This is a genomic window from Stieleria tagensis (assembly GCF_024129865.1).
In the GTDB taxonomy this organism is placed as follows: Bacteria; Planctomycetota; Planctomycetia; order Pirellulales; family Pirellulaceae; genus Stieleria; species Stieleria tagensis.
Genome location: NZ_JAMYFE010000033.1, coordinates 78,299 through 92,744, shown reverse-complemented (window position 1 = coordinate 92,744; position 14,446 = coordinate 78,299). Strand labels below are relative to the sequence as shown.

At 58.2% G+C, this 14,446-nt stretch carries 6 protein-coding genes; 4 read left to right on the top strand and 2 right to left on the bottom strand.

Features of this window, described 5'->3' with window-relative positions:
• The first annotated feature begins 55 nt into the window (after positions 1–55).
• Positions 56–1,639, top strand: a complete 1,584-nt coding sequence (locus NHH03_RS06805; RefSeq protein WP_253155008.1) for a hypothetical protein — start codon at positions 56–58, stop codon at positions 1,637–1,639.
• 77 nt (positions 1,640–1,716) lie between these two features.
• On the opposite strand, the gene NHH03_RS06800 is transcribed toward NHH03_RS06805, so the two are convergent.
• The gene (locus NHH03_RS06800; protein WP_253155007.1) at positions 1,717–2,763 is read right to left on the bottom strand and encodes a Gfo/Idh/MocA family protein; all 1,047 of its coding nucleotides are present in this window, start codon (positions 2,761–2,763) and stop codon (positions 1,717–1,719) included.
• Between the two features lie 174 nt (positions 2,764–2,937).
• On the opposite strand from NHH03_RS06800, the gene mfd reads away from it, so the two are divergent.
• From mfd to NHH03_RS06785, 3 genes are all read left to right on the top strand, one after another.
• On the top strand, positions 2,938–6,264 hold the full coding sequence (gene mfd, locus NHH03_RS06795; protein ID WP_390895527.1) for a transcription-repair coupling factor: 3,327 nt from the start codon (positions 2,938–2,940) through the stop codon (positions 6,262–6,264).
• A gap of 268 nt (positions 6,265–6,532) precedes the next feature.
• Positions 6,533–7,309: a sigma-70 family RNA polymerase sigma factor gene (locus NHH03_RS06790; protein WP_253155006.1), complete on the top strand. Its 777-nt coding sequence runs from the start codon at positions 6,533–6,535 to the stop codon at positions 7,307–7,309.
• Positions 7,290–11,132, top strand: coding sequence for a WD40 repeat domain-containing serine/threonine protein kinase (locus tag NHH03_RS06785; protein WP_253155005.1), 3,843 nt, complete (start codon positions 7,290–7,292; stop codon positions 11,130–11,132). Before NHH03_RS06790 ends, NHH03_RS06785 begins: the two co-directional genes overlap by 20 nt.
• Here NHH03_RS06785 and NHH03_RS06780 read toward each other — a convergent pair.
• Positions 11,081–14,440 carry a PVC-type heme-binding CxxCH protein gene (locus NHH03_RS06780; protein WP_253155004.1) on the bottom strand — a complete coding sequence of 1,120 codons (3,360 nt, stop codon included), beginning with the start codon at positions 14,438–14,440 and terminating at the stop codon, positions 11,081–11,083. The two genes, NHH03_RS06785 and NHH03_RS06780, sit on opposite strands and share 52 nt — an antisense overlap.
• Positions 14,441–14,446 lie beyond the last annotated feature (6 nt).

The window sequence follows — 14,446 nt, the reverse complement described above, 5'->3', positions numbered from 1 at the left end:
AGCTTGAACAGACGTAGCAAAGCCTGCGCCAGAACTCTTTTGGAGACCTCGACGGATGGACCCGAGCCGGAAAATTTTGATTTTAGTGGCCGGATGGCTGTGTTTGTTGGCTTGGGACCGCCCCGTGTCGGCTGCCGGAGGCTCTCTGACGCTGATTTTGAACGACGAATCGAGCGGCGAACCGGTGATTTCCCGTGTCGAATTTTTTCGCGGCGCCGCACCCGCCAACCACTCCGGCAGACCGGAAAAACAGATGCCGATTCGGCAGACCGTGCCGGCCGGGATCGGCGTGGTGGTCGACCGCCAAACCGTATTGGAATTGCCCGACGGCGGCTATCGGTTTCGCATCGTCCGCGGCCCGGAATACCGTGTGATCAGCGGAACCTTTGATCTGGAAAAAACAAGTCTGGACGACAAGACCGTGGCCCTGCCGCGAATGGTCGACATGGTCGGCGAGGGCTGGTTGAGTGGAGATTGCTGTGTGGTCCCCTCAGCCAACAGCGTGCCACTGCGGATGGCGTCCGAAGATCTGCACGTCGCCGCGGTGCTGGGCGATCGCCCGGCCAAACCCATCCCACGTCGCGACTCGGATGACCCGATCGAGTTTGACCCGATCTGGATCCGCAGCGATGTTCACGCTCACCAAGGACTGATGTACTTTGGCGCCGCAGAAAAAGCCACTGAACAAGACGCAGAACAAACCCCAGAGGGCGAGGGTGACACGGCACCCGACAATTCGTTTGAACACCTGGTCGCGGAAACGTCAGCTGGTGAGAGGTCTGACCTGAAGGTTGCAATCGAGAACCCGTTTGCCTGGGAACTGCCGGTCTGGCTGGCGAGCGGCAAAATCGACGGGCTGTTTGTGATGGGCGATTGGCTGCGGTTGGATAAGCGAGTGCTGTCAGTGGCCGACTCGCGAATGAAGTCCTCGTTTTCGCTCGGCGAGTCGACGCAACTGGGACGCTATGCCGAAACCATCTATCGGCATTTGCTGGACGCTGGTTTTTCGATCGTGCCACTGGCCGGCGGGGGTGACCAGTCGGCCCAGACGCCACTGGGATACAACCGGCTGTATGTGACGTCACGATCCCGATCCAGTAGCGAGGTTGAATCACCGACGTTGCCCGAGAGTGAATCCGAGTGGTGGGCTGGCGTCTGGTCCGGTGTCAGCGTTGCAACCAACGGTCCACTGCTGCGTCCCTTGGTGGCCGGCAAACTTCCTGGTCACGTGTTCACAGCCCAGACCGGCGAAGTCCTGGAACTGCATCCTGAACTTAATTTGGCGGTGCGGGATCCGGTGGAATACTTGGAAGTGATCCACAACAACCGCATTCACTACAGCGCTCGGCTGGACGAATTTGCCAAAGCCGGAGGAAAGATCCCACCGATCATGGCGCAAGAAAGTGGCTGGGTGATCATCCGCGTGATGACGCTGTACGAAGACCACTACCGGGCCGCGGTGACAGCGCCCTGGTGGATCGAATTTGACGGACGACGTCGTGTGTCCCCCGAAAGCGTGTCGTTCTTTCGCGACTGGCTAGGCGACTACGAACAGCGTTTACTTAAACTGCCGCCAGATGAATTGGCACGCTATGTTCCCTTCATCCAAGCCGCGCGCCGATTCTGGAATCAGCGCTAATCCGCTTGCGTCCGCTGGAGGCGCTGGTGTGGAGGATTTATCCGACCCCGCAGCGGCGTCGGCCCCAATGGCGCCGTTCATTCCCCTAGAGTGACGACCTTTCCTGTTTTGGCGCTTTCATAGATCGCGCAAATCACTTCGACACTGCGACGTCCTTCGTGTCCGTCCAACATCGAGGGGCGGTCTTCGTTGATCGCGCTGACGACTTCTTCGAACAATTGCGTGTGTCCATAGTGATTGATCGACGAGGGATCTGCGGCACCACCACCGCCGTCGGTCTTGTTGGCCATGTCGGCGCGAATGGCTTCGTCCTCTGGCGTTTCCTTGGCAAAGTCCCAGGCTTTGATGTCTTCTTCCTCCAACACCGCACTGCCTTGGCTGCCGCTGATCTCGATGCGTTTGAGCGCGCCGGGGTAGGCCGTCGTGGTGGCTTCGATCACACCCAGGGCACCGTTTTCGAATTGCAAGGTCGCCACGGCGACATCTTCGACCTCGATCCTTTCGTGGGTCATGGTGGCGGTCATCGCGCTGATTTGCTTGACCGGTCCCATCAGCCAGAGCAACAGATCGACACTATGAATGGCTTGATTCATCAGCGCGCCGCCGCCATCGAGTTTCCAGGTCCCGCGCCAGGCGCCGCTGTCGTAGTATTCCTGGCTGCGATACCATTTCACGTACGCATCACCGAGCGTGATTTTTCCGAATCGACCGTCCTGCACAGCTTGTTTCATCAGCCGACTGGATTTGTGAAAGCGGCTTTGGAAGGTCACGGTCAAACGCACGCCGGCTTCGTCACAGGCCTGGATGATCGCGTCACATCGCTCGGGCGTGATTTCCAGTGGTTTTTCGACGATCACGTGTTTGCCGGCTTTGGCTGCGGCGACGGCCGGGTCCATGTGCAGACCGCTGGGCGTACAGATCGACACGGCTTGGATGGAATCATCGGCCAGCATCGCTTCCAACGACTCATAGCCCTTGCAATCGTGCTCGGCGGCAAACGCCTGATAGCCTTCGGGGCGGCGACTGGTGGCGCCGACCAGATGGGCTCCGGCTGCGTCGGCGATTGCCCGAGCGTGAAAATTTGCGATCATGCCACAGCCTACGATTCCGATTCCGATGCTCATTATCAGCTGTCTCCCGGTTGAGTGATTGAGTTGCGTTTGCGGGGGGATTGTCATCGCAATCCGTGCCGCTGGGAACCGCCCCGCGACAATCGGTCTCGATCTTTTCGGGATCATAAGATCAACTATCCCCAGCACTCGCCGAATCCGCTTCGTCCCTCCCACGACTGATCGACCTTGTCCATCGCCAGCCCTCTCCAAACCCAGCGACTGCACGAAATCGTTGACCGTCTGGACCAGCATGCGCAGATCAGCCAGGCGATTTCGCAGTGTTCGCCAGGTGATTCGCTGGCGTTTTCAGGGGTCTGGGGAGCATTGCGCGCGGTATTTGCCGCTGCGGCCGCCAAGCAGTGCCCGAATATTTTGATGCTGCTGCCCCAAGCCGCTGATGCCGACACCGTGGCCGGCGACGCGATGGGATTCGGTTTGGACGACGCCATCGCGCTGCCGCTGAGCGTCGGCCGGGGCGGGCGACGCTCCCTGGCCGACACGGATCTGGCCGAGCGACTGCAGGTTCTGCAGAAACTCCGCCACCGCCAAGCTGACGATTCGACGCCTTTGTTGGTGACGGCCTATGTCGGCGGTGCGATCCAATTGGTCCCCACCCCGGACCAGATGGAAGCCTCCACCCGCAAGTTGTCCGTCGGCGATGAAATCGACATGCAGACACTGCGGCAGTGGCTGGCCGAAAACGGTTTTGTTTCAACCACAGCGGTGCAGCTACCGGGCGAATTCGCCAGCCGCGGCGGATTGCTGGATGTCTTCTCGGTCGACCAGGCCAACCCCATTCGAATCGAGTGGTTCGGTGACGAGATCGAATCGATTCGCAAATTTGATCTCGGCAGCCAACGCAGCATCGTGTCGATTCAATCGATCGAATTGACAGCCGTTGGCACGGACGAATCGGATGACGATGACCAGGCGACGGTGGGCGTGGATCAGGCTGCCGGGCTGGGGATGATCACCGAGTACCTGCCCGACGACACACTGGTGATCGTGGTCGATCCGCATGACTGCCAATTGGCCGCCAAGAATTTGTTGGCGCGAACCGAAGACCACCGCTACTTCACCGATTTCGAAACTCTGCTGGCATCGATGTCCTCGTTGCGGATGGTCACCGCATCCCTGTTGAACGAAGGTGCCGAGACGACGATTGATTTGCAATCGACCAGCGCCGACGGGTTTGCGTTGGCTCTCGACGAAACGCAGACGCGAATCGATTCCGTTGCCGCCGACCACGACATCTTGTTGGTCGGCGACACACCGGCCGACAGCGAACGATTGATGGAGTTGTTGGCGCCGACCGAAGCGGCACGCAGCGGGCGGATCAAACCCACCGTCGCTCAGATCAGCGGCGGGTTCCGATTGACCACCGCCAAAACATTGGTGCTGACCGGTGCCGAATTGTTTCATCGCAGCCCGGTGCGGCGCGGCAAGTCACGCACGCAAAGCAAACCGATCACCACTTCGATGCAATTGGAGGCCGGTGATCTGGTCGTCCATCTGTCGCACGGAATTGGCCTGTATCGTGGATTGGATCACATCGAAAAGAACGGCCAATACGTCGAACACCTGGTGATCGAATATGACGGCGGGTCAAAGATCTATGTCCCGGCGTCGCGGATCGGATTGATTCAACGCTATGTCGGCGGCACGAAAAACCGTCCCAAACTAGCCAAAATCGGTGGCCAATCCTGGATCCGTCAAAAGAAAGCTGCCGAGTCGGCGGTCACCGATATGGCATCGGATCTGTTGGAACTGCAAGCCAAGCGCACCAGCCGTCAAGGCATCGCGTTTGATCCCGATCACATTTGGCAACAACAATTTGACGCCAGTTTCCCCTACCAGGAAACGCCCGATCAAATCACCGCGATCGCAGCTTGCAAAGACGACATGGAATTGACCAAACCGATGGACCGGTTGATTTGCGGTGACGTCGGTTTCGGTAAAACCGAAGTCGCCATGCGGGCAGCGTTCAAGGCCGTTACCAGTGGCTATCAAGTCGGGGTGTTGGTGCCAACCACGGTGTTGGCCGAACAGCATTTTCATAACTTTCGCGAACGGATGGCCGAATTCCCCGTCCGCATCGAAAAACTCAGCCGGTTCTGTACACCGGCCCAGCAACGCCAGACGGTCAAGGATCTTAAAGCGGGAAAGGTCGATATCGTCGTCGGCACCCATCGGATCGCCGGCAAAGACATCACGTTCCCCAATCTTGGACTGGTCGTCATCGACGAAGAACAACGCTTCGGGGTGGGGGTCAAAGAACGACTGAAAAACAAATACCCCAATGTTGACGTGATGACACTTTCGGCGACACCGATCCCGAGAACGCTGCACATGGCGCTGGTCGGTGTACGCGACATCAGTAATTTAGAAACGCCGCCTGCCGAACGACGCAGCGTCGAAACAGTGGTCACGCGGTGGGACGACAAATTGATTCGCAACGCCATCGTCCGTGAACTCAATCGCGGCGGCCAGATTTTCATGGTCCACAATCGGATCAGCGACATGGAATCGGTGGCCGAGCGGATCCGCAATATTGTTCCCGAAATTCGCATTGTGATCGGACACGGCCAGATGGGCGAAGGCGAATTGGAACAGGTGATGGTCGACTTTATCGAACACAAACATGACATGTTGCTGGCGACAACGATCATCGAAAGTGGATTGGATATCCCCAATGCCAACACCATCTTTATTGACGACGCAGACCACTACGGCCTGAGCGATTTGCACCAACTGCGCGGTCGCGTTGGACGGTACAAGCACCAAGCGTTCTGTTACATGATGGTGGCACCCCATAAACACCTGTCACCGGAAGCCAGCAAACGTCTGCGCGCGATCGAAGAATTCAGTCAGATGGGTGCCGGGTTCGCCATTTCGATGCGCGATTTGGAAATCCGCGGTGCCGGCAATCTGCTAGGCAGTCAACAAAGTGGTCACATCGCAGCGATCGGCTACGAAATGTACTGCCAATTGCTAGAACAAGCGGTCCGCGAAATCCAAAATCTGCCGCCCGCTCTGTCGGCCGACGTGGACATCGATTTGCCGGTCGAAGCCTACTTGGCGCCGGACTACGTTCCCGATCTGCGTCACAAAATCGATCTGTACAGACGCATCGCGAAAATCGAAAGCAACGAACAGATGCAAGCGATTCGCGATGAACTGGTCGATCGGTTCGGACCGTTGACCGATGCTGCCCAGCGCATGCTGGAGTTGGCCGAATTGCGATTGGATGCGGCGGCCTGGCAAATCGGCTCGATCACCAGCGATGCCCGTTTCATTGTGTTGCACTACACCCAGCGACGGCGGATCGAGTTACTGGCCAAACAGTCCCGCTATCCGGTGCGAATCGTCGACTCACGCCGCGCCTACATTCCCCTGCGACCGCAAAAGAAACCGGGCACCAGCAAACCGCCCGCAAAAAACTATCCTGAGATCGACATCGACGATTCAACCGGATCCGGATACCTAAAACTGGCACGAGCCGTGCTAGGTTAAACAATTGTCCAGCGCTGGGCCGGATGAACTGCCGACACATGTCAGCACGAGTGCGCGCGCTGACGCGTCGGGTTGCGATAAAAACGCAAATTCATGCCTGAAATGAGCTGCAACCCCCAAACGAGTGGGGTATTGCCCGCCAAATGAACGCATTTCTTTGACAGCTGGCCCTCATTTATGTCAGTATATGCAGATCGAGGAAAAGGCGGTTTTTTTGGGGCTCACTTCGCTGGGATCACAATGCTTTTCTAACCCCGCCTTGAAGTCTATGACAGATCATTCAATCACGCTCATTTTGAACCAGCTACGGTTGGCCGGCAGCGACGACGAACGTCAAGCCGCGGCAGCCAAGTTGTATCGTTGTTACCACGGCCAAGTGGAAAAGATTGCCCGTGGGCGATTGTTGCCAGGCGGCGGGTTGGCGGACGAAGAAGACGTCGCACAGAGCGCCTTCCGCAGTTTCTTTGACCGGATCGAAACCGGGCAACTCGACGCCTTGGTCAGCGGCGGCCAGGCCTGGGCGATTTTAGCTCGCCTGACTCGGAACAAAGCGATCGATTCGGTGCGTTACGACAACGCCCTGTGTCGCGGTGGCGAAGGCGCACGTCGGTCCAGTGATGCCAAATCGGCATCGGATACGCATGTTGATGAAGACAACGCCGCTGCAAAATCTGTCTATCGGTCCGGTGGCCGCAATCGACTGGCGATCGGCGATTCGATCTCGCCGACTGCCTCGTCCAGCCAGCTGGGCAATCACCGCGTTTCCAGTCGCCGCGAAGAATATCCGCTCGAAGCGGTGCGTGATCGCAATCAGGTGGCCAGTGATGAACAGGCCGCATCCAACGAAGCGATTGATCGCTTCCTGGAACAACTCTCCGAAGCGACACTGCGAGGAATTGTGTCGTTGAAACTGCAGGGATTCACCAACGAGGAAATCGCAGAAAAACTCGGATGTGCAACGCGAACGGTCGAGCGAAAGCTGAACCTGATTCGTCGGTTGTGGATTCCGATCTTGGAGAGCCCCGATGAACAGCGGAGCCCCTGAACAGGCCGGCGGTGGCAAAGACTCTCGCGACAAATGGATCACCATCGACCGTCTGTGTGACGCCTACGAAGCTTCGTTGCAGGCCGGAGAGGTGGAACGGGCGCCGTTTCTAGCGGGTGTCCCCTTAGACTGGCGCGACCAGCTGGCGCATGAACTGGACGCCATCGACGCGGCTTACAACGACGCCAAAGAAACCCGTGAGCAAACTCTCAAGGCGCCGGCCGACGATGCCGGCAGCCGACGTTTGCCCACCCGCGGTCGCTTGGCTGAACTGGCGACGTTGGATTCCGACAAAGTCTGGCTGGGTCGTTTCGAAATCCGCAAACGGTTGGGCGCCGGCGCGACCGGCAGCGTTTGGTGTGCCCGCGACGCCCGTCTGGCCCGCTGGGTGGCGCTGAAGGTTCCGCACGCCACACGTGTCATGAGCGAAACCACGGCCGCGCGGTTTCAAACCGAGGCCCGGGCGGCGGCGGCGATCACCCACCCCAACGTGGTCCAGGTTCACGAGGTGCTGATCGAAGACGGGTTGCCCATCCTGATCCAACAATGGATCGACGGCCCCTCGTTGGCCAAGTACCTGAAGAAACGTGGGCCGCTGGAATTTGATCGGGCGGCAGACTGGATGTCGCAGATCGCCGATGCGGTCGCTTGTGCGCATGACAAAGGCATTGTGCATCGCGATTTGAAACCGGCCAACGTGATGCTGAACAAGAACCGGCCGATGGTGCTGGATTTCGGCCTGGCCAGTTACCCGCAATCCTCCTCGGGTCTGACGACCGAGGGCACGGTGCTAGGAACCCCCGCCTACATGAGCCCGGAACAGGCCGAAGGCAACGAGCATGCCAATCAGCCGCCCACGGACATCTACGCGTTGGGAACGATGTTGTATGAGATGCTGGTCGGCACCCCGCCCTTCGTGGGCAACACCCGCGAAGTCCTACAGGCGGCCAAAACGGGCATCCCCTCACCACCCCGCAGTCACCGCGCCGCGATCCCCCGCGACTTGGAAACGATCACCCTCCGCTGCTTGGCGAAATCCCCTTCCGCCCGCTACCGATCGGCAGCCGAGTTGCGCGACGATTTGAATCGGTTTCGCCGTCGTGAACCGATCCACGCGCGCAAGGTCTCGGCGATCGAAACCGGCTGGGCTTGGTGCCGCATGCACCCGACCTATGCACTGATCGCCAGCGGCGCGCCGCTGGTCGTGTTGCTGTTTCTGGCAATGGTCGCGTCACAATTTCGGCAACATAAATTGAGTGACAGGCTGGATCATCAGCGGATCACCAATCTGGTGGAACGGGACGAATTGTTGGCTCAGCGCAACATGATTCAACTGGCCAGAGCATCCGGCGAACTGTCCGGTGGCGACAGAACACGCGGACTACAGTTGCTGCGGCGAATCCCGGAAGCAAGGCGGCACTGGGAATGGAACCTGCTGGATCTGGTTTCACATTCACCCTCACAACGCCTAAACACTCACGTTGCCGGCGTGCAACCGCAGACCCCGGTCACAGCGCTGGCCATGGCGCCCAACCCCCGCTGCCTGTACTTTGCTTGCCAAGATGGCACCGTTGTGCAGTGGGTCATTCCTGAGAATCGTGATCCATTCCCCCGTGAGCCGATCGAAAACATCAAATCGAAACACCCCACGGTCCTTCACCATGCATCAACATCGATCAGTGCGATGGCCGTCAGTCCAAACGAAAAGTGGATCGGGTGGCTGGATCGTGATGGCACCGTGACGATCTGGGATATTGAAAAAAATCGTCTGCAGCAACAGCTGGAGCGTGACAAGCGCGAACCCGGCCACGCAATCTCGTTCTCCCCCAATTCGGAGCAGTTGGTGGTCGGCGGTGGCAGCTTCCCGAGTGCACAGCGACAGGCAGACCAACACAGCTGGCTGCAAACGTATTATCTGCAATCCTCAGGTGAATTCACGCCCGTCTACAACGCCCGCTGGGATGACCAACCAGCGATCACAGGGCTGCAATTCGTCAGCAACAACCGGTTTGCGTCAACGCGAGGGCAAATGGAACCCGGCGTGGGCGCCGTCGGCTTTGTCCAGCAATGGCGGATAAAAGATGGTCGTCCCGATCAAGGGCGGTTGATCCAATTCGGTCTCAGCATGCGTGGTCTGGATATCCATGCTGACAGCAAACGCATCGCCTGGTGCGATGATGCCGGAACGGTGTTCATCAAAGGCCTCAATTCACAACTTCCCGCCCAGCAGTTTCAGGCGAGCCACCACAAAATTTTGCAAGTTCGCTTTTCGCCCGCTGGGGATGAAGTCGCTGTGCTTGGCGACGATGGTGGGGTGTCTAAATGGTTCGTCGGCATACCGATTGTTGCCGACACGCCCGATGAATCTCTCGCAAAGACGCCGAACAACAACGATCCAACAGAGGCGTTGACCGGCGATGCATCAAACCATGACATCCCAGACCCGACACCGCCGATCAAACTGCCCACGATCCGTCACATCCGCGACTACCACGGCCATGAAAATGCGGTCCGTGATGCGCTGTTCATCGCACCTTCCCAAAGCTCGGCGAGCCATTCAAAAAATCGCTCCGATGAACCATTTTTGATCACCTGTGGCGAAGACGGAAAAGTCATGCAGTGGTCACACGCGACGCACCAAGCCATCGAGCAGTTGAATATTCCGGACCAATTCCTGACCGATGCGGCTTGGGTCTCAGATCGACAGATCGTTGTTTCGACGTCCGCAGGCCGGCGTCAGGACGATGTCAAATTGAATCAGTACACGCTTCCGCATCACCAGATCATTGTTGAACATCGGCACGCTCGCTGGGCCAAATCCATTGCTCCCTTGCAACGCCAAGAAATCTCGACTGCCAACACCGCCGATCCGGATTCCACTGCGGCTCAGCCGCAACGGTTTGCGATCTGCTGCCGTGACCGAATCCTGATCCTGGAAACGGAAAACAATGACGTCATCGCCCAGCGATCGGTGACAAATCGAGACGTCGGCAATTTTACGACCGCTTGTTTGGTCGATTCGCGGTGGCTGGTTGCAGCCACGACTCAATTTGCTGAAGAGCCGCAGGACACAGATGACAAGCCGATTTTGCCAGCCCGCTACGCCAGTTTGATCTTATTTGACCTACAGCGCGGCGATGCCGACGCTCAAGTGAGAACGCTGCGTGACGTTCCGCCAATCAACCGAATCCGACTTTCACCCGATCGCCGCCACCTGGTCCTAGCGGCGCGCGGCGGACAGATGATGGTCTTGCCGGCACCAGGACTGAACAACCAACCGCCGTTGGATTGGGGCAACGTGCCGATTCGCTCTGGTTTCGCACATCAACGCGCGGTCACCGATTTCAGCTGGCTTTCCAGCCAGGGACGGCTCGCAACCGTCAGTGCCGATGGCACCTGTGCGATCTGGGATTCGCTGGACCAAATTTGTAACCCACCGTCCACCGCTGAACAGTCGGTGGAAAAAACCTCTACCGACAAGACTCGCCCAAACGCCAAATCGGTGCAACCGGCCAATCACCGATTGATGGTCAACAGCGGTCAGGTGACCAGTGTCAGCGCCACGTCATCGGGCGATCGAATTGTGACGGTCGACCAAGACCGTGTGATTCGGATCTGGGACACCTTCAACGGTCTGGAACTGATCTCGCTCGAACCACGCAAATCGGATGTGGTCAGTGTGCAATTCAGCCCAGACGATCGCTATTTAATGATCGCCGATGCGAACGCCAATATCGAAGTGATCGAATTGAACCGAGGATCATCGGGAAGTCACTCGACATCCGATGCGGCTCGTGGATCGACCTTTAAACTCGATAGATAGGCCACCAAGTCACGCAACTCGCGGGCGGACATGTGCTTGGTCAAATCCGCCGGCATCGACGAATTGCCTTTCCGCCTCGCTTCGATATCATCCTGCGACACGCGCTGTTGGCTGCCGTCGTTCATCGTCAATTCGACGTAATCATCGTTTTCCGTTTTAACGATGCCGCTTAGAACACGGCCATCAATGTCAACGATCACCGCCGTTTCGAACCCCTTGGCGATGGCTGCGTCCGGCAAACAAATGGCTTCGAGCAAATATTTGGAATCGCGATCTTTGCCGATCACCGTCAAATTGGGGCCAACTTCACCGCCGGCTCGATCGACTTTGTGACAACGGACACACGACAACTCCGTCTTTCCAAAAAACAACTCCTTGCCTTTTTCGATGTCCCCACCGGCCAGGGAATCAAGCCATTTGCCGACGGGTTGCGATTCAACGAGTTGTTGACGATGGGCCGCCAAGCGGTCGCGCAAGGGATCAGCCAACCGTTCTCTGGAGGCTTCGATCACGTTCAGCTGGACCTCCTTGGCAAGCTTTCCGTCGATGTACTGGTCCACGGCCGTTGCGATCGCGGCATCGGCTTTGGGGTCTGATTGTTTGCCGAGAATGTCCCAGGCTGCTTGCTGCAGGCGGGTGTCTCCGCTGGTGGTCGCGGCAACAAACCGATCCATTGATGCACCGGCGGAATGTTCGGCCAGAACCGTCAGGATTGCCAGTCCGAATGGGCCGATTGTCTCGGTCGGCGCCGCGCTGGCAATTTTGACAGCCGCGCCGGGATCCAATCGCGCCAATGCCAACAACGCCTCGCCGCGCGATTCACTGGATCGGCTGATCTCAGAAATTTGTTTGACCAAGACCGGTGCAATCTTTTTGATGCCCAATCGCGATGCAACTCCGATTGCCTTTAACCGTACTTTTTCGGGCGCGGCCATCAGCAGGTCGACCTGCGGCTGCAGCGCATCGGCGGCCAACTTGGTATCGCGTTCCTCCAGCGGTCGGTAGTCACCCAAGACACGATCAAGTGGATGTGGTTTGGCCCACTGCCCGAGCATGTCCAACGCGCTAATCCGCAACGCCTCGCTGGCGTCGGCACGGGTCGCGTATTTCGCTACCGCTGCGGCCGCTTCGGCTGTTCCGATTCGAAAGTTTGCGTTCAAGACACGACGCGCCAACGGATCGGAATCCAATGGTTGCTGGATCAATGCGGCCAACGCTGGCATCGCAAATTGGATGGGTTGATCGTGGATCGCGCGGGCTGCTTCCAAGACGACTTGCCGGTTGGAATCGTTCAGGAACGCGGCGACCAATTCACTGTTCAATCGTCGCAGAGCGATGACGGCTAACAAACGAGCCTGATCGTCTTTATGATTCGCCAGTTCGGTGATTCGCTCGGGTTTGGCGGCTCGTGAAAGGTACATGGATGCGGCATGGCGGATGGCCGGATCATCCGCATCTGGACCGCCAGCGATTTCAATGACCTTGTCAATCGATTGGTCGTCTTGCAGTCGCCCCAAGGTATCGATCGCTGCATAACGAACGCGAGCATCCTCGCTGGCCAGTAATTTCTGAACCGGACCAACCGCTTCGCGCCAGCCGGCTTGGCCGACGATCCCGGCCGCGGCATGCTGCAAGTTGGGATCCGCGACCGACAGCAGTTCGATCAATGCCATTTTGACGGCGATCGATGCGCCCTCGGGGCCCGTTGCAGAACGCCTTGCGATTTGTCCCAGTCCCCAAACCGCGTGCAGCCGCGCCTTTTCCGATTCCGTCCCGCCATCGGCTGACTGGCCGGCCGCCGTGGCCACATGAATCAACGAATCCGCTTCGCCGCGCCGTGCAAGTTCCCATTGGCTTTCCAATCGAATCCGGCGGTCGACGTGTGAGAGTCCCTTTACCAAGGCTGCGATCGGGCGAGCCGTCCAATCATCGGCCAACATCGTTTGGACCTCGCGTACGATAGCGCTGCCGGCGTGCTGCGGATCGCGAAGACGATACAACCTCGCTTTGCCCAAACCGTTCCAACCGTCCACCCAGTCGCTGACGTACAGCGCTCCATCAGGCCCGAACGCGACGTCGGTTGCCAGACAAGTCCAAATCGGTTGGTCATCGGCCGCCAACTTGAACGTGGCTCCATCGGGTTGCAACTTAAAGGACCGAATCCCACTGTTGCTGGGGCCGCCACGAAAGTCACAGATCAGGAAGGTGTCATCCAGCGTGTCGCCGAAACCTGTTCCGGGGTAATAGACCAACCCACTTGGTCCGTCGGTGAAGTTGGCGACGGGTGGAAAAATCGAAGCCGGCTGCTCAGGGTTCTTGGGTTCCCAAATGCGTTCACGGTTGAACGGGCCACGGTCGGGCAGGTATTGGTAATACATCCGCCATCCGGTGTCGGTGTCCTGCAACAGATGCACGATCCGCGCCTGGTCGCCACTGTCACTGTTGTTGTCGACGGTGAACCAATCGCCCTGGTCGTTGAAGGCAATTTCCTGGGGATTTCGCAGACCCGTTGCGAACACCTCCAATCCCGTGCCGTCCATTTCACAACGGAACATTGCTCCGCTCGATGGGTCGGCCAACATTTTTCCTTCGGCGGTGCGGATGTGATAGCCACGGTCACCGATCGTAAAATACAACCGACCGTCGTAACCGCGGATCAAACCGTGCATGTCATGGCCACGAAACGCCACGCGGACGCCATAACCGTCGGACAACACCACGCGTTCATCCGCTTTGCCGTCCCCGTCGCTGTCGACCAATTTCCACAGCTTGGGAATGCAGGTGTAATACACATCGTTGTCACGTACCAAGACCCCGGCACCGGTGCCTTCTTCGAGCCGGTTGAATCCGTCGGCCACGATGACACTTTCATCCGCTCGACCATCACCATCGCGATCGGTTAGACGCCGGATACGGTCATCGTGCTGGGCATACGTGATCGCGGCTTCACCGAGCAATCGTTTGTGATAATCGATCCGGTCTTGGACGGTTTTTGAGGCCAAATCCGCCATCAGCCATTGTTGGTCGTGTCCCCGATTGTCTGTCACCCCACGTTCTTGGCGAAACGTCTCGCAAACATACACCCGCCCACGCCGGTCGATGTCAAACGCGACCACGTTGGCCACGTCGGGCTCGGCCGCCCAAACGTCGATTTCCCAGCCATCAGGGATGCGGATCGCAGATTTGGCTTCGTTCGCTTCGGACGATGCAGCGGCGATTTCCGGTGACAGCGGGGTCGCGCTGCCCAGATCGGCTGCATCAACACCACCAGCCACAATGCAGATCCCCAACGAACACAAAATCGCCATCTTTCG